Genomic DNA, 23,969 nt, shown 5'->3' on the forward strand with positions numbered 1-23,969 from the left:
CACACTGGAACAGCCACAATTGCCGCCGAGGGTGCGTAAGCCTCCTCGGCGGCTGCTTTTGAAGCTCGAGCAAATTCGGCCGCAATCGCCCTCCCGAGCGGCTGCACATGCCTGGCGCAAGCTCTCTTTGCCAAGGTCCGTTGGGATTGCCCTCAATGTTCCCAACTGGACTGCCAACGCATGCTGACGCCGGCCTCCCCCTTGGCGAGCGGGATCGAAATTTTCAACCTCGCCGTTCATCGCGCCAAGCGCCGAAACCTGCCGCTCGTCGAACTTTTCGACAGCGCCGATAAATTGCGACGCGCGGGCCAGCCGGCGTTGGCCAGCGAGCTTTACAAGACATGGATCGCCTTCAACGGCGAACATGAGCTGCTCCACATGGCCTATTTCAACTATGCGGTCGGCCTGCGGGAACAGGGCGACATTTCCGGCGCCGCCATCGCTTTGCGGGAGTGCCTTCGGGTCAAGCCGGATTTCGCCCAGGCGCATATCAATCTCGGCCGCGCATTCGAAGATGCGGGAGACATCGGCGCGGCGGTTCAGCAATGGCGCGCTCTGAGCGAAAAGCTCGCCGAGGTGAACGGCGAGACGATGGCGCATAAAGTTCTCGCCTTGCACCAAATCGGCCGCGTCCTCGAAGGCGTCGAGGATTTACAGGGCGCCGAGGAGGCCCTGAAGCAGGCGCTCGAACTGCGGCCCGACAAAACCGAAGCCGCGCAACATTGGATTTCGCTGCGCCAGCGCCAGTGCAAATGGCCGGCCGTCGCCGCCGCCGAGCGCCTGCCGCGCCGCAACCTCATCGACGGCATGTCGTCGATGTCGCTCGCCGCCTATGCCGACGATCCCATGTTCCAGCTCGCCAAGGCGTATCGCTACAATAAGTCCGTCGTCGGTCGTCCGGCGAGCGCGCCGCTCGCGCCGCGCGAGAGAAAGCCACGCGCGCCGAACGCGCGCCTGCGGATCGGCTATGTCTCCTCCGATCTGCGCGAACATGCCGTCGGCTTTGCGCTCGTCGAAGTCCTGGAAGGGCACGATAAAGCCCGTTTCGAGATCTTTGCTTATTACTGCGGCGAGGATCGCCCCACCGACGAAACGCAATCGCGCATAAAGGCCGCCGTCGATCACTGGATCGACATCAAACCGATGGACGACGCCCAGGCGGCGATGCGGATCGCCGATGACGAGATCGACATTCTCGTCGATCTCAACGGCTACACCAAACATGCGCGCACGCGGATTTTCGCCTATCGCCCCGCGCCGGTCATCGTGAACTGGTGCGGCTACCCCGGAACGATGGGCAGCCCCTATCATCATTACATGATCGCCGATCCGGTGATCGTGCCGGAAGAAAACAAGATCTTCTACTCCGAGAAGGTCCTGTGGATCGGCTGCAATCAGCCGCTCGACCGCAAGCGCCGCATCGCCGAGCGCCGTCCGACGCGCGAAGAGGCCGGACTCCCCAATGACGCCTTCGTCTTCGCCTGCCTCAATGGCATGCAGAAGATCACGGCGAATACTTTCGCCTTGTGGATGTCGATCCTGAAGGCGACGCCTAACAGCGTCCTGTGGCTTTTGACGGGCGGAGCCGACGTCAATGAGCGTTTACGCAAAGCCGCCGCGGAACATGGCGTGGCGTCGGAACGCATTCTCTTTGCCGAGAAAGCGCCGAACCCGCTTCATCTGGCGCGCATCCCGCTCGCAGATCTTTTCCTCGATACTCTGCCCTATGGCGCCCATTCGACCGCCGCCGACGCGCTCACGATGGGCCTGCCGGTCCTGACGTTGCGTGGCCGCAGCTTCGCGGCCCGCTTCTGCGCAAGCGTTGTCACGGCCGCCGGGCTGGACGATTTCATCTGCGCCACGCCCGAGGAATTTTTCGCGCGCGCGACGGAGTTCGCGCGCAACCCCGCCGGGCTGGCGGCGCGTCGCAAGGCGCTTGTCGAAAACCGGGATCGCAGCGCCTTGCGGGACATTGAAGGAACCGTGCGGCGGCTCGAATCGGTCTTCGCCGAAATGCACGAGGATTTTGTCGAGGGACGCACGCCGACGCCCGATTTGACCAATCTCGACGTCTATTACGAGATCGGCTGCGAACTCGATCTCGAATCCATCGAAACGCTGGGCGAAGACGCCTATCGCGCGCTGTATCGAGATAAGCTGAAGGAATGGAGCGAGCATATGCCCATTCCGCAAGACCGCCGGCTGGCGGATTTTTAAGAGCGCGTTTCAGGAGAAACTCGACATGGAAAAGCAGAAGACGATTCTGGTCACTTTCGCGGGAAGAAAGGATCGGATGAGCCTGCTGACGCGTTACGTCGACGCCGCGATCGAGCGCGGGCTGATCGACGAGTGGCATGTCTGGGACTTCACCCGCAACGCCGCCGACGCGCGCTGGCTCCGCGAGCGCTTCCCCATCGCGCAAGTCACGCCGAGCCATACGGACGAATATTTCCTTCTGCCCGGAACGCTCTCGGTGCGGGGAAACAATCGCAGCGTCAAATTCAGCGTTCGCGCCACAAATGACGTGCACATCGGATTGCGCCGTCGCGGCGCTTCGGGAACGAGCTATGAGATTGTCATCGGCGGATGGAACAATCGCGCAAGCGCCATTCGGCGCTTTGCGAATCCACTCGCGCTGACAGCCACACAATTGAGAAATCACGAGGAGCCGCCCGCCGTTTACGCCTCCACGCCCCAGATTCTCCCCGAGTTCGATTTTGTGGATGTCGAAATCCGTTTCGGCGCCGATGGCCTGAGAATATCCGTCGCCGGCGACGACATCCTCCGTGACGACCTGCCTGTCGCCGACGGCGAGTTCGAAGCCCTGTACCGAACCGGATTTGGCGCCAATGGCGACTGGCGTTTCGAGTGTTTCAATTTGCACGCGGCGCGTCTGTTCGTCGGCGGAAGGGCGCCTTTTTATTCGAAGGACGTGATGTTCTACACGACGGCCTATCAATATTACGCCGCCAATCGCGACCTCCATGCGCGAGACGTCTTTCTCAAATGCGACGACGACATCGTCTATGTCGATCTCGACCGGCTCGGCGATTTCATCGATTTCCGCCGCGCCAATGACGATTATTTCCTGATCAGCGCGAATGTCGTGAACAATGGCGTCTGCGCCCATTTCCAGCAGCAGTTCGGCGCGATCCCGCACAACGAGATGGCGCTCGAGCTTCCGCCCGGCGGGATGTGCGGATCGCTCTGGAGCAGCGGCGCCAAGGCGGAAGCGCTTCACCGGCTCTTTCTGCGCGCGCCGTCGCGCTTCACGCTCGAAGAGCCGACCGCTCTCGCGTGGAACGAAAGGGTCAGCATCAATTTCGTCGCTTTCCTCGGCCGCGATCTCGTGCATATCCCCGACATCATGTCCGACGACGAGCATGACCTCTGCTATGGCGTGCGCAAGCGCGCCCGCAAGGAGAACAGCGTCTATTTTCCCTTCGTCGTCTCTCACTTGTCATTCTGGCGCCAGGACGCGGAAATGAATGTCGCTGGCCTGGTGTCGGCTTACGAAAGACTCGCCGATCAAAGCCTGAGGCGCACGATCGCGGCGCCACGATCTCAGGCGGCGAAGAGCGCGGCGTAACACCCCTTAGGAGCGCCGGCGCGTCTCACAGACGCGCGGCGTTTCGCCGCACATCGGCGCCATTTGCGCTTGCTTGACCGCCTTCCTGTCCGTCTCTAGCCTTCAGTCCTGAAACCAAAGGCGGCGGCGGTGGATCCTCTGAAGCGACAGAGCGGCTTTGCGCGCATGTTGGCGACTCTTGTCGCTGGCCTGCTGCTCTTGCAGCTTGCTTTCGCGGGCGCGCCTGCGTTCGCGGCCTCAGGTTCCAGCGTTATCTGCTCGACGCAAGACGCCGCAAGCGGGAACGGACAGCCCGCCGTTCCTCATGGCGGTCATCACCACGGCCTGTGTTGCATCCTGCATTGCGGGTCGCTGGACGCGCCGCCGCCGAAGCCATACGCTTCGATCAGGGTTCCAATTTCTCCCGCGACGTCAGTTGACTCTCCGCCAACGAGATCAGCGCCGGAGCGTCGCCTGGAGCCAAAGAGAGCGCCGCAGTCTCCGCGCGCGCCGCCGGCCCAAGCGCATGCGGTTTCCGCCTGAGATCGTCTCGTAGCGGCTTCTCCCGGCCGCTTGGGAGAGATGATCCGGATCGGCGAGAACAACCGCGCCGCGCCACGCCAATTAACGCTCCTCCTCTTTTTCAGAACGCTCAGCGAAGCGGCTTTTTCCCGGGCCGCTTCGCCCCGATAGCACGCGCGCGGAGACCCCCTTCGCGCGCCCCATAGACATTTTCGGAGAAAAAAATGAGCACCATCAACACGCACGCCGCAGGCGCCGCAGAGCGCGCCGAGCGGATCGTCGATACGAAGCCGCTTCTTTTCGGCGTTCTGGCTCTGACCCTTTTCGTCGCCGCGTTGCGCCTCTTCGAACAGGCTTTCGGCTGGACCGTCGGACTGGATTCATTCGCTCCAGAATTCGAGCTTTACTGGATCAATCTCCTCAAGGCCGCCGTCGTCCTCTCTATCGCCAGCGTCGCGCTCCTCGCGGGCTTGCTATGGCGCACGCGCGATCGCGAGCTCGAGAAGCTCTCGCCCGCGCGCGAAACGCGGCGGCTTCTTTATCTCGTGCAATGGCTGGTCGTCTTTGCGCTAGCTCTGTTTTGGGGCCTGAGCTTCTTCTCCGAGCAGACTGCCGTCTGGCACATGACAGCGGTCCGCGACACGGATTTCACCCCGAGCAATATCATCACCTTCTATATTTCATATCCGCTGTTCTCGATCATCGGGGTCGGCGCGTTCTTTTACGCGAAGACGCGCCTACCCTTTTTTGCCCAGGGCTACTCGCTCGCCTTCCTCGTGCTGGTTGGCGGGGTCTTCATGACGATCCCGAACGTCGGGTTCAATGAATGGGGCCACACCTCCTGGGCGATGGACGAGGGATTCGCGGGCCCTCTGCATTGGGGCTTCGTCTTTTTCGGGTGGATGTCGCTCGCCGTCTTCGGCGTGACTCTGCAGATCCTCGGACGGCTCCGTCAGCTCCTCGGAAATGAGGGTGTCGACGCTCTGCTCCGGCGCTGATCGACAATGCGCGCTTGAACCCGGCGCGCATTGTCCCGGCCGGTGCCCCGTCCCCTCCCTCGACGGGCGCCGGCCGCCAAAGCGCGCTCAGCTTTGGCGACAATCCTTCCCCGGCGGATGACGATCACGCCGGCGCACGCGCCGCCTTGACGGGGCCGACGTCGACCTGAATCTCGTCGCCTTCCACGCGCAGCTCGTAGGGATGCAGCGTGTTGCGCACGAGATGCGTCACGCATTTGCCGCTGGCGCCGTCGAATCCCCACTGGTGGTGCGGGCAGGACACCGTCTGCCCGTTGAAGGTCGCCTCGCTCAGCGGCATGTCCGCATGCGGGCAGCGCCCGCGATACGCCTTGAGCTCGCCACCCATTGGCCAAACCAGGAGCACGCTTTTGCGGCCGGCCTGGAAGAGGCCCATGCCCCCCTCGCTTACGGCGCTTGTCTGACAGATGAAGGTGAAGGCCATCGGGGTCGCCTCCCAAAAAAGGAACGTCTGGCCGCCGACTCGCAAGTTGCGGACCAAGCGCTAGCGGCAGCTCCTTAAAAGACTTGCGTTCGTGGAAGCGCGCCAACTCATAACGAGATCCGCCTGATTGGTTCGGTGTCATTCCCGACGCTCGCAAAGCGAGCGATCGGGAATCCAGAGCAAAACAAACGCTTTGCGGCTCTGGATTCCCGGTCGGGCTTTCAGCCCGCCGGGAATGACACGCCCCAAAGCGAGCTATTCAAACGGAAATGGTATCCCCCTCAAGCCAGTTCCGTCTGCGCATGACTGACGCTTGCGCCATCGGACTTGCGCAATCGCCAGAAAGAGAGAGACGAGAGGACGGTGAGCGCGCCGAGAGTCAGATAGGCGCCGTGGAGGGCGGCAATGACGGCGTGTGGATTCGACTGTGGCGCCGCGCCCAGAAATGCGGCCGCCACCAGAGACCCGATCGCAAGACCGAAGCTCATCGATATTTGCTGGAAAGAGCTCGCAATGGTGGCGGCCATGCTCGACTCCGCCGGCTCGACATCCGCATAGGCGAGGCTGTTCATGCTCGTGAACTGAAGCGAGTTGAAGAAGCCGAGAAGGAAACCGATGGCGACGACGGCCGCGATCGGCGTGCGTTCGGTCACCAGAGAATACAGGCAGATCGCGACGCCGATCATCACAGTGTTGCTGACGAGGACAGTGCGGTAGCCAAAACGCGCGAGTATGGGCGCGGAGATGAATTTCATGCCCATGGCGGCGGCCGCCGTCGGCATCATCAGCATGCCCGACTCCCACGCCGGAAGCCCAAGGCCCACCTGAAACAGCAAGGGAGTCAAAAAGGGCAAGCCGCCCACGCCGAGCCTTGTGAGGAAGCCGCCGCCGACCGAAACCCGGAAGGTCCGCTTTTTGAACAAGGCAAGATCGAGCAGCGGAAAAGCAGCTCGGCGCGCATGCGCCCAATAGGCGAGAAGCAGCGCCATCGCGACGGCGAAAAGCGCGACGCCCAGCTCGGGGCGGATTTGATGTTCTCCGAATATTTCGAGAAGCCAGGAAAGAAGCGCCATGCCTGATCCAAAGAAGACAAGGCCCAGCCAGTCGAAAGGACGCTCACTCTCTCCCCGGTAATCGGGCATGTAGCGATGGACCAGCCACTGCGCGACGATGCCAATCGGGACATTCACGAAGAAGATTTCGCGCCAGGAAAGCCAATGCACGATGAGGCCGCCGACCGTCGGGCCGAGAAGCGGCCCGATAAGCGCCGGTATGATGACGAAATTCATCGCCGTCAGCAGTTCCGCCTTTTCGAAGGTCCTGATGACGGTCAATCTTCCGACCGGCGTCATCAAAGCCGCGCCGGCGCCCTGGAGTATTCGGGCGACAACCATTTGCCCCGCGTTTTGGGATAATCCGCACAGGATCGACGAGAGCGTGAAAACGGCGATCGCGGCGGCGAAAACCTTTCTGGTTCCGTAGCGATCAGCGATCCATCCGCTTACGGGGATGCCCACGGCCAGGCTCAAAACATAGCTCGCCGCGATCGCTTTCAAGCTCAGCGGCGTGACCTGTAAGCTTTCGGCCATCGCCGGGACGGCTGTATTGACGATCGTCGCGTCGAGCTGCTCCATAAAAAGGGCGGTCGCCACCACCCAGGGCAGGAAGCGCTTGATTGTAAGCTCGTCCATCAAGCCTCCCGATCGCAAATCACGCAGAACTTCGCCTTCGCCGCTTCTAGACGGGCGCCCTGCGCCAACGCAACGCGGGTCCGCTCAGCGCGCCCTCGCAAATTTTTTGTCGTCTCAGGCGAACTTCTCAGCGTTCAAAAGATTGATTCCATGCAACGCCTTCGGGGGTTGCGATCGAGCGCACGGAAAGCTCCGAGGCCTCCCTCGAGGGGGAGACCCAACGACGACCAGCTCGACCTGGCGGCTGACTTGTGAGCTTCAGGCAGCCGCCACATTCTTGTCTGCTAGCAGTTGCTGCGGCTCGGCGAAGAATAATCGCCGGGCCGTCGCCGTTTTCGTCCTCTCTCGCCTCCCACTCCAGCGCCAGATACAGCAGCACGGCCGCCGTGTGCGTGCGAGAATATTCCCTCAGCCGCGGCAATCTCTCGGCCGATAATACGAAATCCGCTTGATTGGTTCGGTGTATTCCCGACGCTCGCGCAGCGAGTGATCGGGAATCCAGAGCAAAACCTGCGCTTTTGTGGCTCCGGATTCCAGATGGCCCTCGGTCCGTCGGGAATGAAGCGTCAATGCGAGCTATTCAAACGGAAACGGTATAAGAATGCGCTCCTGCTTTTTGACTCTGCGCGCTTTCTCATCGCTCGCGCGATTCCATCCGGGCGGAAAGCGCGCTAGGGAACAATCAAAAAGCCGGCAGGTTGATGAGGTCTCATTTACTCCCTCCCAACTCGAGCGCCTGGCCTAAAACCGGGCGCTTCTTTGTGCCTGTCAAAAAAGAGCGCGCCTCGTTGATAAGGAGCGCGATAGACATGCCTTTTACCCCGTTCGGTTTCATGACGAAGCGGCTCGATGACCGCCCTTCATGCCTTGGGCGCCTCGCTGTCGCTGCGACTCTGCTCGTGGCGCCGCCGTCGACGGCAGCCTCACAAAAGCGCAGTCGCGGCGCCGGCGATCACGTGACGATGTGCGCCTATGAGGCGCAAAAATCGGTGGCTCGACGGCACGGTCTTTCGGGCCAACGCAGCGATTCTTTGGCGCTGCGGATTTATGCGAATCCGGACATGGCCCGGGAAGCAGATAACGCCTTCGACGCCTGCGTGAGACATCAGAGCCGATAGGCTCGCGGCGCCATTTTGCGGGTCGGAGACCGTCTCCGTCGAGCGACCGCCTCGACCGGCGCCTCGATCCTTGCCTTATTTTTGCTTCAGCCGATTGGTTGAATTTAATACATTCGTTTGAAATGGACGTTCGCCATGTCTGAAAGCCTTGTCCCTAAAATGGCCGCCCTGTTCCGCGCCGCTTTTGCCAATGCTGCTCCCGGCCTGATTGCAGCGCTTCTGTTTTACTGGACGCCGAGCGTGCAAACGCCCGACCCCCGGCAGGCGGCCCGAGCCGAAAGAAGCGAGGCGATCAGCGTCGGCGGCGCCTCCAAGGCCGGCCCAGTCGGTCACGCGGGAGTCGCCTCGGAGGTCCCGCCTCGTTGAGTTACCTGGTCAGCATCCGATTTTGGCGGGCCGCTCGACGCACCGATTTCACCCGATGATCGCGTGTGGCGTAAAGCGCGCGCGATTGGAGGTGATGAGCGCCTTATCCTCGCGGATGCCAAGACCCGCCGGCGCATCGCCGACGAGCCAGCAGCCAAGGACGGGACGCCGGCCGTCGAATGCCGGCAGGGGACAAAACGCCTGGCGGACATATCCTTCCCGGCCATAGCCGTCCGTCTCGCCCCGGGCGATGCAGACGCCGTCTACGAGTTCGATGTCGGCCCCCTCGCGCGAATAGATCGGCTTGCGCGCATATTTCACGCCGAGCTTTTCCGCTTGCGGGTCGTCCTCGAAATAACAGGGCAAGAGATTCTTGTGTCCCGGCGCCATATCCCAGAGCAGCGCCAGCGCGCCCTTGTTCGATAGGATCATCCTCCAGGGCGGCTCGACGAGGCGCGTCAGCCCGACGGCTGAGGATTTGCCAAAAGAGTCGGCAAACATCCATTCCCAGGGATAGAGCTTGAAGAGAAACTCGATCCTGCGCCAGTCTGGATCGATGAACTCATCGTGTTTCAACCCTATTCCACTCATGTCGAGAAGCTTCGTCACGAGCCCCGCCTCGCGCGCGCATTCGGCGAGATAGGCTGTCGTTCCTGCATCTTCGGCGTTTTTTGACATACAGCAGAGATGCAGCAAGCGGCTCGGCGCGATCTCTCCGATACGCGCGACGAGCTTCTCGTGCAGCGAGTTGAACTGGTCGGCGTCTTGCGGCAGCTCGCCCCGCGCGATTTGGGATTGAAGCCAATGCCATTGCACGACCGAGGATTCATAGAGGTTCGTCGGCGTGTCGGCGTTGAATTCGAGGAGCTTGGGTTCGCTTTTGCCATCGTAGACGAAATCGAAGCGGCCGTAGAGCGAGGGGTCGCGCCGCCTCCAGCTTGCGCGTATTACGTCGAAGGCGCATTCTGGAATCCTCAATCGTCGCATCAGATGGTCATGTTCGACGACGTTTTGGACGAGCGAAAGGCAAAGCGCATTCAGCTCGGCCGTCGCCGCCTCGAGCCTGTCCTCTATCTCCGCCAGTGAGAAGACGTAGCGCGCGCTTTCCTCCCAATAGGGCTCGCCATCCGCATAGGCGTAGTCGAAGCCTATCTTTTTCGCCTCGGCCTCGAAGTTTGGACGCGGCGAAGAAGCCTCGCGCTTCATCAACCGCCTCCGCCGCCATGGCCGGCGCCCACCGCCCCGAAGCCGCCGAATCTCGCAGCGCCCCCGCCGCCGCCACCACTACCACCGCCACCTCCGGAACCCGATGAGTCGGAGGAGCAGGCGGTCTCCGTGGCTGAGTCCGTTGCGTTCCCCGGAGAGCATCTGGCTTGTTCGATCCACTGAACGAAAAGAAGCACCGCGAATCCCACCGCGAGAGGCACATAGATGGCGAGGTTGGCGAGGAAGAGCGCGCGCCGCTGCTCTTCCTCGGTCGGCACCGGCGCTCCGGCAAAGCCTTCTCGCGCGTGGAAGATGATGGGCGGCGGATTGTGGCCGCGCTTGCCGGGGGTTTCGCCCGCATTGGTCATCTTATACGAGATCCGCTCGATTGGTTCGGCGCCATTTCCGCCGCTCGCGCCGCTTGGACACGGGCAATCACCGCCGACGATGCAATCCAGGCCCGCATCGCTGTTCTGGATTGCTTCGCTTCGCTCGCAATGACGGGCTCTGTGCAAAACCGCGCTCTTGTGGCTCTGGATTCCCTGCCGGGCTTTCAGCGCGCCGGGAATGCACTCGGACGCTTACAGCGACGAAGCCCCAGGCCACGAATTCGATGACGCAAAAGACCGCGCAAAAGGCGATGGCGGCGGCAAAGTGGGCTGCAAAACCAAGGAGTCCTGAAAAAATGTCATTCAGAGCGTCGTCCGTGAAAATCTCCGTCGACCTGGCGCGCCCGAGAGGATTCGAACCTCTGACCTCTGCCTTCGGAGGGCAGCGCTCTATCCAGCTGAGCTACGGGCGCCTGTCGCGAGTCGACGCGTCTCCCTTCTACATTAAGGCGGGCGCGCCCGCAACGGCGGCGCCTCTTCGCGCGCCTCGGGGCGCATGCTATCGGGACGCGGTCAAAAGCGGGGGCGGAATATGGCGGGTCTTTTCGAGCGCTGGCTGGATGATCTGCGGGCCCGTCGCGACAGGCTGATCGCCGATCCCAAATTCCAGCGCTGGTCGCTCGCCAACCCTTTCACCCGGCCGATCGCCCGGCGGCGCGCGCGGGCGGCGCTCGATCTCACAGCCGGCTTCGTCTATTCGCAGGTGCTGTTCGCTTGCGCCCGGCTGAAGCTCTTCGAAGCGCTCGCGGGCGGGCCGCAGACGGTTTCCGATCTTGCCGCGCCCCTTGCGCTCTCAGAAGCGGCGACGCGGCGGCTGCTCGACGCCGCCGCCTCGCTCGACCTCACCGAGCGACGCGCGGGCGGGCGCTATGGTTTGGGCCAGCTCGGCGCGGCTTTTCTCGGCAATGCAGCGGCGCGCGCGCTCGTTGAGCACCAGCCCCTGCTTTACGCCGACATCGCCGACCCGGTGGCGCTGCTGCGCGGCGAGAAGCGCGCGGCGCTCGCCGATTACTGGCCCTATTCGGACCTCGAGCAACCCAAGGCGCTGAGCCCGGGAGACGTCGCGCCCTATAGCGCGCTGATGGCCGCCTCGCAGCCCATGGTCGCCGAGCAGGCGCTCGACGCCTATGACATGAGGCAGCACAAGCGTCTCATGGACATCGGCGGCGGCGAGGGCGTTTTCCTTTGCGCCGCCGCGGCGCGCGCCCCCGATTTGCAGCTCGCGCTCGTCGATCTCCCTGCCGTTGCGGACCGCGCGCGCACGCGGTTGGAGGCTGCGGGCCTCATGGCGCGCGCGCAAATTCACGGCGGCGATTTCTTGCGCGACGATTTGCCGAAAGGCGCCGACGCGGTCACGCTGATCCGCATCGTGCACGATCAGGATGACGAACGAGCGCTGATGCTTCTGCGCAACATCCGCCGCGCGATGGAGCCGGGCGCGACGCTGCTGATTATCGAGGCGATGTCCGGCGTGACGGGCGCCGAGCCGCTCGACGCCTATTACGGCTTCTACACGCTCGCCATGGGCCGCGGCGAGCCGCGCCGGGTGGAGGAGATCGAAGCTCTACTACGGCAGGCGGGGTTCGGCGGGTTCAGACTGCTCGACAACGCCTTGCCGACGCTGACGAGCATTCTTGCGGCGAAGGCCATTTAGCGTTCCCGTCATTGCGAGCGAAGCCAAGCAATCCAGGGCAGCCGTCGCGAGCCTGGGTTTGCTTCGTCGCTGCGCTCCTCGCAATGACGACTATTGCTTCGATCTCCGCCAGGCGATCAATCCCGCCGTCGAGCCATCCAGCCCCACGGTCGACGCGCTGGCGCTCTCCACGATCGGCCCCAGCTTGTTCGCGAGTTCCTTGCCGAGCTCGACGCCCCATTGGTCGAAGGGATTGATGTCCCAGATCACCGACTGCACGAAGACCTTATGCTCATAGAGCGCGACGAGGCGCCCCAAGGTGCGCGGATCGAGCCGGCGATAGAGCAGCACGCTCGTCGGACGATCGCCGGAGAAGACCTTATGCGGCGCAAGCCTTTCGACCTCGTCTGCGCCAAGCCCCTGCCCGCGCAATTGCGCCTTTGCCTCTTCCAACGTGCGACCGCGCATAAAGGCTTCGGACTGAGCGAGGCAGTTCGAGAACAGAAGCGCGTGATGATGCGCGTCGGCGGCAGTAGGCTCGGCGGCGACGAGGAAGTCGATCGGCGTGACGTCCGTGCCCTGATGCAGCAACTGAAAGAAAGCGTGCTGCCCATTGGTGCCCGGCTCGCCGAAAACGATCGGCCCGGTGCGATGCGTATCGAAACGGCCGTCGCGCGTCACCGACTTGCCATTCGACTCCATATCGAGCTGCTGCAGATAAGCGGGAAAGCGCGCGAGGCGCTGATCATAGGGAATCACCGCATGGGCGCGGCGATCGAGCGTGTTGCGGTGCCAGACGCCGAGCAGGCCCATGAGCACGGGGATATTCTCGTCGAGCGGCGCCGAGCGGAAATGCTCGTCGATATCGAAGCCGCCCTGCAGGAACTGCGTGAAGTTCTCCGGGCCGATGGCGATCACGAGCGCAAGACCAATCGACGACCAGATCGAATAACGCCCGCCGACCCAATCCCAGAAACCGAAGACGCGCGAAGCGTCGATGCCAAAGGCCGCCACCTTGTCGAGCTTGGTGGAGACAGCGGCGAAATGCTTGTTCACCGCCGCCTCGCCGAGCGCCGCGACGACGCGCGCGCGGGCGCTCGCGGCGTTCGCCATTGTTTCCTGCGTGGTGAAGGTCTTCGACGACACGATGAAAAGCGTGCGCGCCAGATCGAGCCCCGCAAGCGTGTCCGCGAGATCGGCGCCATCGACATTGGAGACGAAATGCGCGCGCGGGCCATTCTCCCCATAGGGCGAAAGCGCGCGCGCGGCCATGACCGGCCCGAGATCGGAGCCGCCGATGCCGATGTTCACAATGTCCGTAAAAGGAAGCCCCGTCGCGCCCTTGGCCTCGCCGCTGCGAATGGCGCGCGCGAAGGCGAAGACCTTCTCGCGCTCGGATTCGATTGCCGGGCGCATATCGGCGCCGCCGATGACCAGCGCTCGCGACGAGAGATCGCGCAGCGCCATATGCATGGCCGGGCGCTTCTCGGTGTTGTTGACGGGCTCGCCGGCGAAGAGCGCGTCGCGCCGGCCTTCGAGCTGGCGCGCCTTGGCGAGCGCCACGAGCAGATCGATCGTTTCGCGCGTCACCTTGTGCTTCGAGAAATCGAAGAGGAAATCATCGTCGAGCGAGACGCTGAAATTGTCGAAACGCGCGCCATCCTTTTCGAACAAGTCGAGCGTGCGGACGTCGTCGAGCGAGGGCGCGTGGGTCTCCAGGGCGAGGAATGCAGCGGCGACAGCGTGAGTCATTTTCGTCTCGGTGCGTTGCGCGGGCCGAATCGGCGGCCCTCAGGCGGAGGAAACTTACCTGAACGCCGGGCCGATTGCAGCGCGGCGCAGCTCAAGGGATTTTTCGCTGTATTATGACATCCAGATGTGGGAACGATCTCCGTTCAGTGAATGTTTTTTGACAAAAGGACGACGATGAACCCGATTCCGCTCCTCGACGTGCGCGACGGCGGTCCCGTGGCCCATGCTCAGGCGCGGATCGACGCCGCTGCGGCCCTACGCGACGCCTGCCTTGGCGCGGTCGCGCCGCTGGCGCGCTATTGTCTGTCGCCGATCGACCAATTGGCGACAAACTGGCTGCGCAAATCGGCGTCCGCCTATCGCGCCGAGCTCGAGCACGTCGCCGCGATTTTGGGTTTCCCGGGCGCGATGACGCTCAACATGTCCTATCTCTTCGCCTGCACGACCCAGGCCTATGAGGGGCCGGACGGCCTGCCCCGCATCCGCCGCACGCTGGACTGGCCGTTTCGCGGCTTGGGCGAGGCGGTGGAAATGGCATGGCAGTCGGGGCCGGCCGGCGATTTCTACAACGCCACCTGGCCGGGCGCCGTCGGCGTGCTCAGCGCCATGGCGCCGGGCCGTTTCTGCGCGGTCATCAATCAGGCGCCCATGCTACGGCGAACGACTGGGAGCCTGGGCTTCGCCCTGGACGCAGCGCTCAATCTTCGCAACGCCCTGGCGAGCGAAGGCGGCTGGCCGCCCGACCATTTGCTGCGCTACGCTTTCGAAACCTGCGAGACTTTCGAGGACGCCGTCCAGCTCATCGCCCGCGAGCCGCTGGCGCGGCCGACGCTCTTCACGCTGGCCGGCGTCAAGCCGGGCGAAATGGCGCTGATCGAGCGCACGGAGCGCGAGGCGCGCATCTATCGCGGGCCGGTGATCGTCGCCAACAACTGGCAGGAGCCGCAGCCGGGCTGGCAGGCGCGCATGAGCCAGGCGAACAACGACGCCCGCGTGGCGCTGATGCAGGGTATCGCGCCCGACGCGCCGCGCTTCTCCTGGGTGGTGGAGCCGGTGCTGAACCGACTCACGCGGCTGGCGGTGGAAATGTGCTCCGCCGGTGCGGGCGATCTGGTCGCGCGCGGCTATGAAAGCCCATCACTGCTGAAAGGTTGCCCGCATCCAGTGACGCAAGATTTCCATTTGCGCGCCGCGAGCCCGGTGGCGCTGGCGGCGTAACTGGACCGCGCGCCTTCAGGCGCGCATTTCTGCGAGCCTGAAGGCGCGCGGTCCATTAGACCCGCGGCGCAGCCGCCCGTCTCAAACGGTCATTGATCGCCTCGCCCAGCCCCCTTTCGGGAATATGCGCGACGGCGACCTTCTCGACGCCGCGCGCGTCGAGCTCCCGCAGATAGGCGAAGAGATTGGCCGCCGCTTCGACGAGATCGCCCTGCGGCGAGAGATCGAGAACCAGCGCCCCCGGCGCCGCAAGCGCGGTCAGCCGGGCGCCGAAATCGAGCGCGCCCTCTTCCGCCTTCACCTCATGCGCCTCCAGCCGCAGCCGCGCATTCGGCGCATAGTGGGAGGCCGTCATGCCCGGCGCCATCACTTCGGCGCGGGTGGGCGCGCAGAGCTTGGCGCCCAGAACCTTCTCGATCTTCTCACGCGCAATGGCGCCCGGCCGCAGCAGGACCGGCGATGCGTCGCAGAAGGAGACGATCGTCGACTCGAGCCCGGCGGTCGCGCGGCCGCCGTCGAGGATCATATCCACCCGCCCGGACAAATCCTCCGCCACATGCGCCGCCGTCACCGGGCTCACATGGCCCGAGCGGTTTGCCGAGGGCGCGGCGACGGGCTTGCCCAGCGCCGAGATCAACTCCCGCGCTACCGGATGGTCTGGGATGCGCAAAGCGACGCTCGGCAGGCCGGCGCGAGCCAGCTCGCAGACGGATCCGCCGGGCGCGACCGGCGCGACGATCGTCAGCGGCCCCGGCCAAAAGGCTTCCGCCAGCCCGATCGCCGCCTCCGGCAGCAGCGCCTCGCGCCGCGCCGCCTCCAAATCTGCGACATGAGCGATCAGCGGATTGAAGGAGGGCCGCCCCTTGGCGTCATAGATGCGCGCCACGGCCCAGGCGCTGGTGGCGTCGGCGCCCAGCCCATAGACCGTCTCGGTTGGAAAGGCGACGAGCCCGCCGCCGCGCAAAATCTCCGCGGCGCGCGCAATCTCTACGGCGTCGGCGGGCGCGAGAATGGTCACGGCTCGCGGCCGCGATAGGGCGGCGCGGGGATCGCCATATGCGCCGCGCGCAGCGCTTTCGACCAGCTTTCGCGAAGATCGCGGAAATATTCGTCATTCGCGTCGATGCGCGTCGAGACTTCGAGCTTCATATCGCCCCTGCGCAGAAGCGCAATGTCGATCGGCAAGCCCACCGAAAGATTGGAGCGGATAGTTGAATCCATCGAGATCAGCCCAATTTTGAGCGCGTCATAGAGGTCGCTCTCATAGTTCACGGCGCGGTCGAGAATGGGCTTGCCGTATTTGTGCTCGCCGATCTGCAGATAATTGGTGTCCGGCGTGCATTCGATGGCGTTGCCAGCCGTATAGATCATAAAGAGGCGCGGCGCGCCGCCGCCGATCTGCCCGCCGAGCAGCAGCGAAACATCGAAGCTGACGCCGCTCGCTTGCTCGCCCGACGGCGACGCCTCCTGCAACGAGCGGCGCACGGCGCGGCCGACGAGATGCGCCGCCTGCAACATGGTTTGCGGGGTCATGGCGCTTTCGATCTCGCCCGTCTCCGGGTTCTCGAACCCCTCATTGAGGAAATTCACCACGCCCTGCGTCACGGAGAGATTGCCCGCCGTAGCAAGCATCAGCACGCGCTCGCCGGGCTTCTCGAAGACATGGAGCTTGCGGAAGGTCGCGATATTATCCAGGCCGGCGTTGGTGCGCGTATCCGCGATGAGCACCAGCCCGTCGCGCACCAGAATGCCGCAGCAATAGGTCATGGAAGCTCTCCAGCGACGCCGCGACGCTCGCGGTCGCCCCGGTTTACAAGTTCCTCACCTGAAGGCACAAGGGCCGAAAGCAAGAGGCATCGTGTGCGGGGGCGGAGGATGCGGATCGACGGCCGCGACTATCGGACGATATGGCTCGACGCAGATGGGCGGCGTGTCCATGTGATCGACCAGACCCGCCTGCCCCACCGCTTCGAGACGCTGGCGCTCGACAGTCTCGACGACGCGGCGCGCGCCATTCGCGACATGGTCGTGCGCGGCGCCCCGTTGATTGGCGTGACCGGCGCCTATGGCCTCGCGCTCGCCGCAGCGAGAGACGCGAGCAACGCCGCCATCGAGGCCGCCTACGCCCAATTGCTCGCTACGCGCCCCACCGCGGTGAATCTGCGCTGGGCGCTGGACCGCGTGAAAGCGCTGCTGCTTGCGGCGCCCCCTGAGACGCGCGCAGCGCGCGCCTATGCCGAGGCCGGGCGCATCGCCGAGGAGGACGTCGCCTGCTGCGAGTCGATCGGCGATCATGGCGCGGCGCTCATCCGCGCTGTGGCGGAACAGAACCCCGGCCGCCCGGTGAATATCCTGACCCATTGCAACGCCGGCTGGCTCGCGACCGTCGATTGGGGCACGGCGCTGGCGCCCATCTACAAGGCGGCGCGGACGGGCGTTCCGCTTCATGTCTGGGTCGACGAGACGCGCCCGCGCAATCAGGGCGCGAGCCTCACCGCCTTCGAGCTGTTGAGCGAAGGCGTTCCCCATACGGTGATCGCCGACAACGCCGGCGGCCATCTGATGCAGCATGGGCGCGTCGATCTCATGATCGTCGGCACGGACCGCACGACGCGCGCGGGCGACGTCTGCAACAAGATCGGCACCTATCTCAAGGCGCTCGCGGCGCATGACAATGGCGTGCCCTTCTATGTCGCTTTGCCCAGCTCGACGATCGACTGGCGCATCGCCGACGGCGTCGCCGACATTCCGATCGAGGAACGCGACGCGCGCGAGGTGACGCATATCGCTGGCCTGGGCTCCGACGGCGCTGTCTCGGAGGTTCGGCTGACGCCGGCGGGCTCCCCCGCGCGCAACTGGGCCTTCGACGTGACGCCCGCGCGCTATGTCACCGGGCTCATCACAGAGCGCGGCGTCTGCGCGGCGTCTAAGGAAGGGCTAGCGGGGTTGTTCCCGGAGCTTGCGGCCTAAGCTCTGGGTCTTGCGACGACGGCTCGCCTACTGGCGCGGCCCGTAAGTCTTGAACCGCTCCACCGTCCGCATAATCTCGTCATCCGGCAATATGACCGGCGCGCCCGCCAGCGCGCCGAGATAATAGACCCGCGCCAGCGCCTCCAGCTCCACCGCGCGCCACAGCGCCTTGCGCATGTCGGGCCCCGTGACGATCGCGCCGTGGTTCGCCAACAACACGCCGTCGCGATTTCTCAGCCCCTCGACGACGAGCCGGGAAAGCTCCGCCGTGCCATAGGCGGCGTAGCCGACGCAGGGGACGGTCGGCCCGCCGAAGGCCGCGATCATGTAATGAACGGCGGGTATCTCGCGCCGCAGCGTCGCGAGCGTCGTCGCATAGGTGGAATGCATATGGACGACGGCGCCGACGTCCGGCCGGGCGCGATAAACATCGAGATGGAAACGCCACTCGCTCGACGGCGGCAGCGGCCCTTCATAGGCGCCGCTACCGTCGGCGAGCGTCATGCGCGCGATCGCCTCGGGCGCAAGCTCCCGCGCCGGCACGCCGCTCGGCGTCACGAGCGCCGCCGCGCCGTCGCGCAACGACAGATTGCCAGCGGAGCCATGATTGAGCCCGAGGCGCTCGAGCTCGAGCGCCCCGTCCACGATGGCCCTTCGTTTCGCGGCTTCCGTCATCCCCGCCCCATTTCGCGCGACGATATTGCCCGCCCGGCAGATTGCTGTATAGGACGTAACGTCCCCGGGACGACAGGGGCCGGTAGCTCAATGGTTAGAGCCGACCGCTCATAACGGTCTGGTTGGGGGTTCGAGTCCCTCCCGGCCTACCAATGTTTTCAAATACTTATGGATAGCCTAAACGCACGGTGAACCTGCGGGAAATCGTCAACGCTTTGCTTTACGTGCGGAGCACCGGCTGCGAATGATTTGCAGCCGCGATCGACCGTCTACGATTATTTTGACTTGTGGGATTGGGGCGGCACGCTCTTGCGCATGGCCTGTTTCATCCAACACTGCCAGAGGGGCGTTGGTTTCCTCGATGCCTTGCTGCCGTTTTCTTCATCTGCAGAGCGTCTCGATGGGGGACCTGCAGGAGGGCGCTGAAGCCCCTTCTTGGCCCAGACGCCCCGAATCTATCGCCCAGCATCATTGCGCGTCTGATTGAGTCCTGGCAGGAGGAGTATGATCGTTGGCAGCGTCGCAATCGATCTACCCGCCGTTTAACTGACCACGGTGGAGGCTCAATGGGCGGCGTAGCAACAGCCGTCGAATTGGTCTGCAAGGGGCCAACTGAACGGCGCATTGAGCTTGCGCTTACCTATTACCGTAACCCCGGGGGCGACTATTGGCTCGACCTCGGGATCAATGCTGCAGCTGAGTTAACAGCTTCTGTTTCCACGCTAGGCGTAACTGCAATGGAAAGTTAAGACTGCGTTCTCAAAAAGCGTTTACTTCGGGACGTCCGATGATGAGCACGTCCTGGTGGTTGTGCCAGCCGCGCTCGATGTAGCCCAGAATACGAGTGCTTTTTTCGTCTTCCGCCAGGCTCATTGTCCAATGGGGGGCGGCTGAAGCTCACGCCGTAGGTTTGCTGCTTCGGAAATAGGGCAGTCGTCACGCTGCTGTCGTATTCGACATAAGCGAAACCTTCTTTAGCAATAAGGGTTTCGGCGTCTTTTGCGGCATAGGCGACATCAGGAAGGTAATTCCAGCCGTCGGGTTTGTTCTTTTGTATGTATTCCGAGCGCCGTCCGTGAACTGTCACAATGGCGATGCCGGTTGGGCTTAGACTCCGCGCCAATAGCCTTAAAGCAGCACGGAATTGCGGTTCAGGGAGGTGCGTGAGGAGCGACCCGCAGAAGATCAGATCGAATTCACGCTGAAAATCGATCTCGTCGAAATTCTCACGTGAAACGATCGTTTCGACTTTCAATATTTCAGCACAGAATTGCAGATGTCTGTCGTAGAGGTCTGAGGCGACAACGACGGCGTCTGGAAAGAATGCTTGCAGATGTCGGGTCACGCGGCCAGACCCGCTAGGGAAATCCAGTATCGTTTTGGGCGGTTGGCGGCCCGTGTTTACGAGGGCTCCAATGATGACGCGAAGCGCGTCGATCCCCACGTCAAGGTACGCCTGCATGGGGGTCCCTGCCGCAAATTCATTATCTACAGGATTTAGTTCCAAATTGACGCCGCTGTCGCAGTAGTTTTGATACAGTGATTTGTATATTTCGGACATTCGGAAGTAAGTATTTATGCCGTTCGTAAAATCCTGAAAATCCTGCATCCATTGCAGTTGGCTTTTGGTTTCCAGCTCGTGCTCACGCTCTTCAGTTCCCGCGACTGCATCTGCGATGAAAAGCGGTCGCGTTTCTCCGGGGCGTAAGACTGCGCGAATGCGTTTGAACGTGTCGCCGACAAAGCGCGCGGTCGTATTGTCGTGCCAGATTTTCGGTTGCGGCATCGTGCGTCTCCGTGAAAAAGGGCTGAAAGGAAGGGGTTGCATCAAATGGTCAACGGTCAAAACATAGACGATCTCAACGCGTGACCTCGAAAGTCAGGGCCGCGATCTATGCCTGGGATGGACAAAGCGGATTTCGAACCGGCGAGCGAGTTGCGCGTCAGCTAGGGTGTGCTTGTCGTTGGCGGCATCTCCTCGATCTCGACGAGGCGCTTGTTGTTCTGCTTTTCTATGAAAAAAGCGGGGACATTCCCCGGATTTGCTGTCACTTCGAACGCTGAAAATAGCTGAAAGGGCATTGGCCTCAGCTCCTCAAAAACAATCTACAGAAAGGAAATCTCTATTTGATCCAATTTAAGCCCATCAATCGTAATTGGTCAAGCCGGCCAAGACACGTGCTGACGCTTTTGAAAGCTGTGCTGTCACAGCGCCTCGACAAACGGCGCGAGGGCTTGGGCGGTCGCCTGCAGTCTCTGCCGCGCGCCATTTCCGCAAGCAGAGCGGTCGCCGACATTCGCGGGCGTCTCATTGAGCGGGAGAGCGGGACGGAGAAGCTTAATCGTCGTCGCCTTTCAATCACAACCCTTTCAGGTGCCTCAAGGTGTTTTCGGACAAGCTCTTAGGAATCAGGCGTGAATCCGGGGCCATTCAGAGTTAAAAAAGCCGGTGGCTCAGGGGCGGGCGGAGCTTCCGGAACCAAGTAAATGCCATCGCTTCCTTGTTTTGTTGAAAATAATGCGACCTTGTAGTATATTATATTAATAACTTGCCATCTGTGTTTTACCGTAATTTTCAGCTGCGGGCCATTCGTGGCAATGATTTTTGTGAATCAATCTCTTGCTATAGGCGAAAAGAGTGAGAGCGAGGTAATGGGCGTAAGCGTACTCCCACTCCAGAAAGAGCATCGACGGCGGCATGATTCTTGTAGATTTTCAAATATACCTTCTATTAGCCAGCACATTCTCCTCCGCATAGTTTCTTCGTATAAAGAGGTCTCGGAGCCGCGCGTTTGGTGTTTCATAGGATGACAGCAGCAACGGTCGTCACTACTAATCCGATTGCGGCACGCCTTGAGAAGGTGACACGTCTTTTACTGTTGCTATCTAGCGCATATAAAGTTATATTTCTTATATGTGTCAAAAATAGGGAACCTATGATGTCTATGCAATCACGCGATTTATTTAACGATCAAGTTTCAGACGGCATTTCTATTGGAAGAGCAACTTATTGGGATCCGTCAGTCGCATTTCACACATTTGGCGTTGAAGAGATTATTATCGGGAGATATTGTTCGATCGCTGCCAATGCAGTGCTCATGGCTGGCGGCGAACACTATTACAACACAGTTTCTACGTGGCCGTTTGATAATTTCCTCCAGGGTCAGGCAAATCCGACCCGAACTTATTGTGTGAAGGGACCGCTCGTAATCGGCTCGGATGTTTGGATTGGCCGTAACGCATTGATCGGCGCCGGAGTTCAGATAGGGCATGGCGCAGTGATCGGCGCGGGCGCGGTGGTGAAAAAAGATGTGCCACCATATGCGATTGTCGTAGGGAACCCTGCCCGCGTTCTAAAATTTCGCTTCAGCGACCCGGAAATCGAAGCCTTACTGGAAATCGCGTGGTGGGAGTGGGCTGCAGAGGATGTAATCGCTCGCTCGGAGTGGTTCTATCGTCCGATTAACGATTTCATTCGTGAATTTGGATTGAGGAGCATGGATGCCTAAATCAATGCCTTTTTGCGTCCGGCGCAACCATCGGCGCGTGGAAATAAAAAAGCGGGCGCCGGAACAATCCAGCGCCCTTTGTGTTGCCCAAACGGCGGAGCCTGGACGGGCTCACTTGCGCGGTTGGGTCTCACGCTCATTGCGGCTCTTGCTCGAGATTTCCTCCGGCGGCTGCCACACGATCTTTGAACCGGACGTCATCGCCGCGCCCTGCCCGTTTCTGGCCGAGCGGAGCTTCTCGACGGCGCTGGCGGCGACTTGCCACTCGTCCGCGCTCCAATAGGTCGAGTCCGGCTTCGCGGGTGAAGCGGGCTGCGTGGGCGCGGCGTAGCCGTAGAGCTCGCGCGGCGCGTTTTGAACAGCAGAAAGCAAGCTCGACGCATCGACCGTATCGTTCAGGCTTTCTGCTATACGACTAGACCTTGTCCCGCCAATAAGGCCGAGTCCGACGATCAGCGCGAGCAGCGCCGCAGGGCCGGCCACGTGTCGATTGAGTCTTGGCATGGTCATGACCACGGTCTCCAGTTGGAAGATAGGTCATAACGCTCCGATCCAGCGTGTGTTTCAGTGATTTTTTTCTCGCGGCTCTCTCGCTGCTCTCTTGGCCGAGCCGACGTCCGCCGCCAAGGCGCGGCGCGCTTAAGCCGAATCGCCAAATTGCGGTCCTTGTCTGCGCGGCCTTACAAACAGTGCCCCGCGCCCCCGGCAAACAGACGGGCGCGCAGCGCTTGGCAGGGACAGAAAGCGGCGTTCGCAAGGGAGAAAGGCGACGCCGGGTTTGGCTCGCTGTGCAGGAGGTCGCAAATGCGTCGTCACGCGGATTCCGGCGTCATTGGATATGCGCCTCCCCTGCAGGAGGCGCGCGAGCGGGAGCTTCCGCCGCCATCCGACGCAACGGCCGGCGCCGCGAGGCCAATCCTTCGGGCCGTCGTGATGGCGGGAGGGAAGGGGACGCGCCTCTATCCCTATTCGGCGCATTTTCCCAAACCGCTCATCCCTTTGGATGATATGCCGATCCTCGAGCTGCTGCTGCGGCGGTTGAAAATGGCCGGCGTCACCGAGGTGATTTTGGCCGTCGGCCATCTGCGCCATCTGATCGAAGCTTATTTCGGGGACGGCGCGTCTCTCGGCCTCGATATTCGCTACAAGGGCGAAGACCGTCCGCTCGGCACGGCTGGCGGGCTCGGCGCCGTGCTGGGCGACCTCGACGGCGATTTCTTCGTGACGAACGGCGATCTCCTCACGACGCTCGACCTCGACGGCATGATGCGCCAGCATCGGGAGAAGGGCGCGCATGCTTCCGTCGGCGTCTTCCAACGCAATGTGAAGCTCGAATTCGGCCTGGTGGAGATCGACGCCGAGCGCCGATTGACTGCCTATTACGAGAAGCCGCAGAACAGCTATCTCGTCAGCATGGGAATCTACATTCTGAACGCGGACGCTGTCCGGCCGCATATCGAAACGAATGCGTATCTCGATATGCCTGAGCTTCTTTTGCGGATGAAAATGGCGGGAAAAGACATTCGCTGCTTCCAGGACGATTGCGTCTGGCTCGACATCGGCCGGCCGGACGATTTCGCGCTGGCTCAGAAAATGTTCGCCGAGGATCGGCAGCTCTTCCTAGGGTCGGAATGACGCCATTTCCTTTGTATAGCGCGCATGGGGACGTGTCATTCCCGGCGGGCTGAAAGCCCGACCGGGAACCCAGAGCCATAAGAGCGGTGCTTTCGCTCAGAGCCGTCATTGCGAGCGAAGCGAAGCAATCCAGGGCTGCGATGCGGCGCTGGATTGCTTCGTCGGCTCCGCCTCCTCGCAATGACGGCGGTAATTCCGATCGCTCGTTTTGCGAGCGCCGGGATCAACACCGAACCAATCAAGCGGATATCTGTGA

At 62.3% G+C, this 23,969-nt stretch carries 20 protein-coding genes, 2 tRNA genes and 2 pseudogenes; 13 read left to right on the forward strand and 11 right to left on the reverse strand.

The features are described from left to right. The first annotated feature begins 180 nt into the window (after window positions 1-180). The 4 genes from JJT62_RS16305 (at window position 181) to JJT62_RS16320 (ending at window position 5,088) form a co-directional block, all read left to right on the forward strand. Window positions 181-2,217, forward strand: a complete 2,037-nt coding sequence (locus JJT62_RS16305) for a tetratricopeptide repeat protein (protein ID WP_202073842.1) — start codon at window positions 181-183, stop codon at window positions 2,215-2,217. Window positions 2,218-2,242: 25 nt separating this feature from the next. After that, entirely contained in the window at window positions 2,243-3,589 is a 1,347-nt protein-coding gene (locus JJT62_RS16310; RefSeq protein ID WP_202073843.1) for a hypothetical protein, read from the forward strand. Window positions 3,590-3,754: 165 nt separating this feature from the next. After that, window positions 3,755-4,111: a DUF2946 family protein gene (locus tag JJT62_RS19645; protein WP_370568576.1), complete on the forward strand. Its 357-nt coding sequence runs from the start codon at window positions 3,755-3,757 to the stop codon at window positions 4,109-4,111. Window positions 4,112-4,314: 203 nt separating this feature from the next. Then, window positions 4,315-5,088 (forward strand): methane monooxygenase/ammonia monooxygenase subunit C, encoded by a 774-nt coding sequence (locus JJT62_RS16320; RefSeq protein ID WP_202073845.1) that lies wholly within the window; start codon window positions 4,315-4,317, stop codon window positions 5,086-5,088. A gap of 124 nt (window positions 5,089-5,212) precedes the next feature. On the opposite strand, the gene JJT62_RS16325 is transcribed toward JJT62_RS16320, so the two are convergent. From JJT62_RS16325 to JJT62_RS16340, 4 genes are all read right to left on the reverse strand, one after another. After that, complete coding sequence (locus JJT62_RS16325; protein ID WP_202073846.1) at window positions 5,213-5,551, reverse strand: Rieske 2Fe-2S domain-containing protein; 339 nt, start codon at window positions 5,549-5,551, stop codon at window positions 5,213-5,215. A 281-nt stretch (window positions 5,552-5,832) separates the two neighbouring features. Next, window positions 5,833-7,242, reverse strand: a complete 1,410-nt coding sequence (locus tag JJT62_RS16330) for an MFS transporter (protein ID WP_202073847.1) — start codon at window positions 7,240-7,242, stop codon at window positions 5,833-5,835. 1,193 nt (window positions 7,243-8,435) lie between these two features. Beyond that, entirely contained in the window at window positions 8,436-8,693 is a 258-nt protein-coding gene (locus JJT62_RS16335; RefSeq protein ID WP_202073848.1) for a hypothetical protein, read from the reverse strand. Window positions 8,694-8,774: 81 nt separating this feature from the next. Further along, window positions 8,775-9,932, reverse strand: coding sequence for a glutathionylspermidine synthase family protein (locus JJT62_RS16340; protein WP_202073849.1), 1,158 nt, complete (start codon window positions 9,930-9,932; stop codon window positions 8,775-8,777). 167 nt (window positions 9,933-10,099) lie between these two features. Here JJT62_RS16340 and JJT62_RS16345 point away from each other — a divergent pair, with 167 nt between their 5' ends. Next, complete coding sequence (locus tag JJT62_RS16345) at window positions 10,100-10,549, forward strand: hypothetical protein (protein WP_202073850.1); 450 nt, start codon at window positions 10,100-10,102, stop codon at window positions 10,547-10,549. A 108-nt stretch (window positions 10,550-10,657) separates the two neighbouring features. Here JJT62_RS16345 and JJT62_RS16350 read toward each other — a convergent pair. Then, a tRNA-Arg gene (locus JJT62_RS16350) sits at window positions 10,658-10,734 on the reverse strand. A 119-nt stretch (window positions 10,735-10,853) separates the two neighbouring features. Here JJT62_RS16350 and JJT62_RS16355 point away from each other — a divergent pair. Continuing rightward, the gene (locus JJT62_RS16355; protein WP_202073851.1) at window positions 10,854-11,975 is read left to right on the forward strand and encodes a methyltransferase; all 1,122 of its coding nucleotides are present in this window, start codon (window positions 10,854-10,856) and stop codon (window positions 11,973-11,975) included. Between the two features lie 90 nt (window positions 11,976-12,065). On the opposite strand, the gene pgi is transcribed toward JJT62_RS16355, so the two are convergent. Next, window positions 12,066-13,706 carry a glucose-6-phosphate isomerase gene (pgi, locus tag JJT62_RS16360; protein ID WP_202073852.1) on the reverse strand — a complete coding sequence of 547 codons (1,641 nt, stop codon included), beginning with the start codon at window positions 13,704-13,706 and terminating at the stop codon, window positions 12,066-12,068. 174 nt (window positions 13,707-13,880) lie between these two features. Between pgi and JJT62_RS16365 the strand changes: the two genes are divergently transcribed. Then, window positions 13,881-14,924, forward strand: coding sequence for a hypothetical protein (locus tag JJT62_RS16365; RefSeq protein ID WP_202073853.1), 1,044 nt, complete (start codon window positions 13,881-13,883; stop codon window positions 14,922-14,924). Window positions 14,925-14,979: 55 nt separating this feature from the next. Here the strand turns inward: JJT62_RS16365 and JJT62_RS16370 are convergent, their stop codons facing one another. After that, on the reverse strand, window positions 14,980-15,942 hold the full coding sequence (locus tag JJT62_RS16370; RefSeq protein WP_202073854.1) for an L-threonylcarbamoyladenylate synthase: 963 nt from the start codon (window positions 15,940-15,942) through the stop codon (window positions 14,980-14,982). After that, a complete protein-coding gene (locus JJT62_RS16375) occupies window positions 15,939-16,691 on the reverse strand; it encodes a peptidase (RefSeq protein WP_202073855.1) in 753 nt (250 codons plus the stop codon). Before JJT62_RS16375 ends, JJT62_RS16370 begins: the two co-directional genes overlap by 4 nt. A 108-nt stretch (window positions 16,692-16,799) precedes the next feature. Here JJT62_RS16375 and mtnA point away from each other — a divergent pair, with 108 nt between their 5' ends. Next, window positions 16,800-17,894 carry an S-methyl-5-thioribose-1-phosphate isomerase gene (mtnA, locus tag JJT62_RS16380; RefSeq protein WP_202073856.1) on the forward strand — a complete coding sequence of 365 codons (1,095 nt, stop codon included), beginning with the start codon at window positions 16,800-16,802 and terminating at the stop codon, window positions 17,892-17,894. A gap of 27 nt (window positions 17,895-17,921) precedes the next feature. Here mtnA and JJT62_RS16385 read toward each other — a convergent pair whose 3' ends face one another. Further along, window positions 17,922-18,569 (reverse strand): class II aldolase/adducin family protein, encoded by a 648-nt coding sequence (locus JJT62_RS16385; RefSeq protein ID WP_202073857.1) that lies wholly within the window; start codon window positions 18,567-18,569, stop codon window positions 17,922-17,924. Between the two features lie 76 nt (window positions 18,570-18,645). Here JJT62_RS16385 and JJT62_RS16390 point away from each other — a divergent pair. From JJT62_RS16390 to JJT62_RS19255, 3 genes and pseudogenes are all read left to right on the forward strand, one after another. Further along, window positions 18,646-18,721 (forward strand) — tRNA-Ile (locus JJT62_RS16390). Between the two features lie 27 nt (window positions 18,722-18,748). Continuing rightward, window positions 18,749-18,878, forward strand: a pseudogene (locus JJT62_RS16395) (IS5/IS1182 family transposase); the annotation flags it as partial. A gap of 48 nt (window positions 18,879-18,926) precedes the next feature. After that, window positions 18,927-19,111, forward strand: a pseudogene (locus JJT62_RS19255) (IS256 family transposase); the annotation flags it as partial. Between the two features lie 203 nt (window positions 19,112-19,314). Here the strand turns inward: JJT62_RS19255 and JJT62_RS16400 are convergent. Further along, window positions 19,315-20,355, reverse strand: coding sequence for a trans-aconitate 2-methyltransferase (locus JJT62_RS16400; protein WP_202073858.1), 1,041 nt, complete (start codon window positions 20,353-20,355; stop codon window positions 19,315-19,317). A gap of 1,159 nt (window positions 20,356-21,514) precedes the next feature. Here JJT62_RS16400 and JJT62_RS19435 point away from each other — a divergent pair. Continuing rightward, window positions 21,515-22,078 carry a CatB-related O-acetyltransferase gene (locus JJT62_RS19435; RefSeq protein ID WP_305076402.1) on the forward strand — a complete coding sequence of 188 codons (564 nt, stop codon included), beginning with the start codon at window positions 21,515-21,517 and terminating at the stop codon, window positions 22,076-22,078. Window positions 22,079-22,189: 111 nt separating this feature from the next. Here JJT62_RS19435 and JJT62_RS16410 read toward each other — a convergent pair whose 3' ends face one another. Further along, entirely contained in the window at window positions 22,190-22,588 is a 399-nt protein-coding gene (locus tag JJT62_RS16410; protein ID WP_202073860.1) for a hypothetical protein, read from the reverse strand. Between the two features lie 294 nt (window positions 22,589-22,882). On the opposite strand from JJT62_RS16410, the gene JJT62_RS16415 reads away from it, so the two are divergent. Continuing rightward, on the forward strand, window positions 22,883-23,713 hold the full coding sequence (locus JJT62_RS16415) for a sugar phosphate nucleotidyltransferase (protein WP_246744948.1): 831 nt from the start codon (window positions 22,883-22,885) through the stop codon (window positions 23,711-23,713). Window positions 23,714-23,969: the final 256 nt, after the last annotated feature.

Source organism: Methylocystis sp. Sn-Cys (genome assembly GCF_016745395.1).
GTDB classification, from domain to species: Bacteria; Pseudomonadota; Alphaproteobacteria; order Rhizobiales; family Beijerinckiaceae; genus Methylocystis; species Methylocystis iwaonis.

What these genes read in the sequence shown, in the direction of transcription:
- JJT62_RS16305 (WP_202073842.1), top strand. Translation starts at nt 181, where the DNA reads ATGCTGACGCCGGCCTCCCCCTTGGCGAGCGGGATCGAAATTTTCAAC.
- JJT62_RS16310 (WP_202073843.1), top strand. Translation starts at nt 2,243, where the DNA reads ATGGAAAAGCAGAAGACGATTCTGGTCACTTTCGCGGGAAGAAAGGAT.
- JJT62_RS19645 (WP_370568576.1), top strand. Translation starts at nt 3,755, where the DNA reads ATGTTGGCGACTCTTGTCGCTGGCCTGCTGCTCTTGCAGCTTGCTTTC.
- JJT62_RS16320 (WP_202073845.1), top strand. Translation starts at nt 4,315, where the DNA reads ATGAGCACCATCAACACGCACGCCGCAGGCGCCGCAGAGCGCGCCGAG.
- JJT62_RS16325 (WP_202073846.1), bottom strand. Translation starts at nt 5,551, where the DNA reads ATGGCCTTCACCTTCATCTGTCAGACAAGCGCCGTAAGCGAGGGGGGC.
- JJT62_RS16330 (WP_202073847.1), bottom strand. Translation starts at nt 7,242, where the DNA reads ATGGACGAGCTTACAATCAAGCGCTTCCTGCCCTGGGTGGTGGCGACC.
- JJT62_RS16340 (WP_202073849.1), bottom strand. Translation starts at nt 9,932, where the DNA reads ATGAAGCGCGAGGCTTCTTCGCCGCGTCCAAACTTCGAGGCCGAGGCG.
- JJT62_RS16355 (WP_202073851.1), top strand. Translation starts at nt 10,854, where the DNA reads ATGGCGGGTCTTTTCGAGCGCTGGCTGGATGATCTGCGGGCCCGTCGC.
- pgi (WP_202073852.1), bottom strand. Translation starts at nt 13,706, where the DNA reads ATGACTCACGCTGTCGCCGCTGCATTCCTCGCCCTGGAGACCCACGCG.
- JJT62_RS16365 (WP_202073853.1), top strand. Translation starts at nt 13,881, where the DNA reads ATGAACCCGATTCCGCTCCTCGACGTGCGCGACGGCGGTCCCGTGGCC.
- JJT62_RS16375 (WP_202073855.1), bottom strand. Translation starts at nt 16,691, where the DNA reads ATGACCTATTGCTGCGGCATTCTGGTGCGCGACGGGCTGGTGCTCATC.
- mtnA (WP_202073856.1), top strand. Translation starts at nt 16,800, where the DNA reads ATGCGGATCGACGGCCGCGACTATCGGACGATATGGCTCGACGCAGAT.
- JJT62_RS16385 (WP_202073857.1), bottom strand. Translation starts at nt 18,569, where the DNA reads ATGACGGAAGCCGCGAAACGAAGGGCCATCGTGGACGGGGCGCTCGAG.
- JJT62_RS16400 (WP_202073858.1), bottom strand. Translation starts at nt 20,355, where the DNA reads ATGCCGCAACCGAAAATCTGGCACGACAATACGACCGCGCGCTTTGTC.
- JJT62_RS19435 (WP_305076402.1), top strand. Translation starts at nt 21,515, where the DNA reads ATGCAATCACGCGATTTATTTAACGATCAAGTTTCAGACGGCATTTCT.
- JJT62_RS16410 (WP_202073860.1), bottom strand. Translation starts at nt 22,588, where the DNA reads ATGACCATGCCAAGACTCAATCGACACGTGGCCGGCCCTGCGGCGCTG.
- JJT62_RS16415 (WP_246744948.1), top strand. Translation starts at nt 22,883, where the DNA reads ATGCGTCGTCACGCGGATTCCGGCGTCATTGGATATGCGCCTCCCCTG.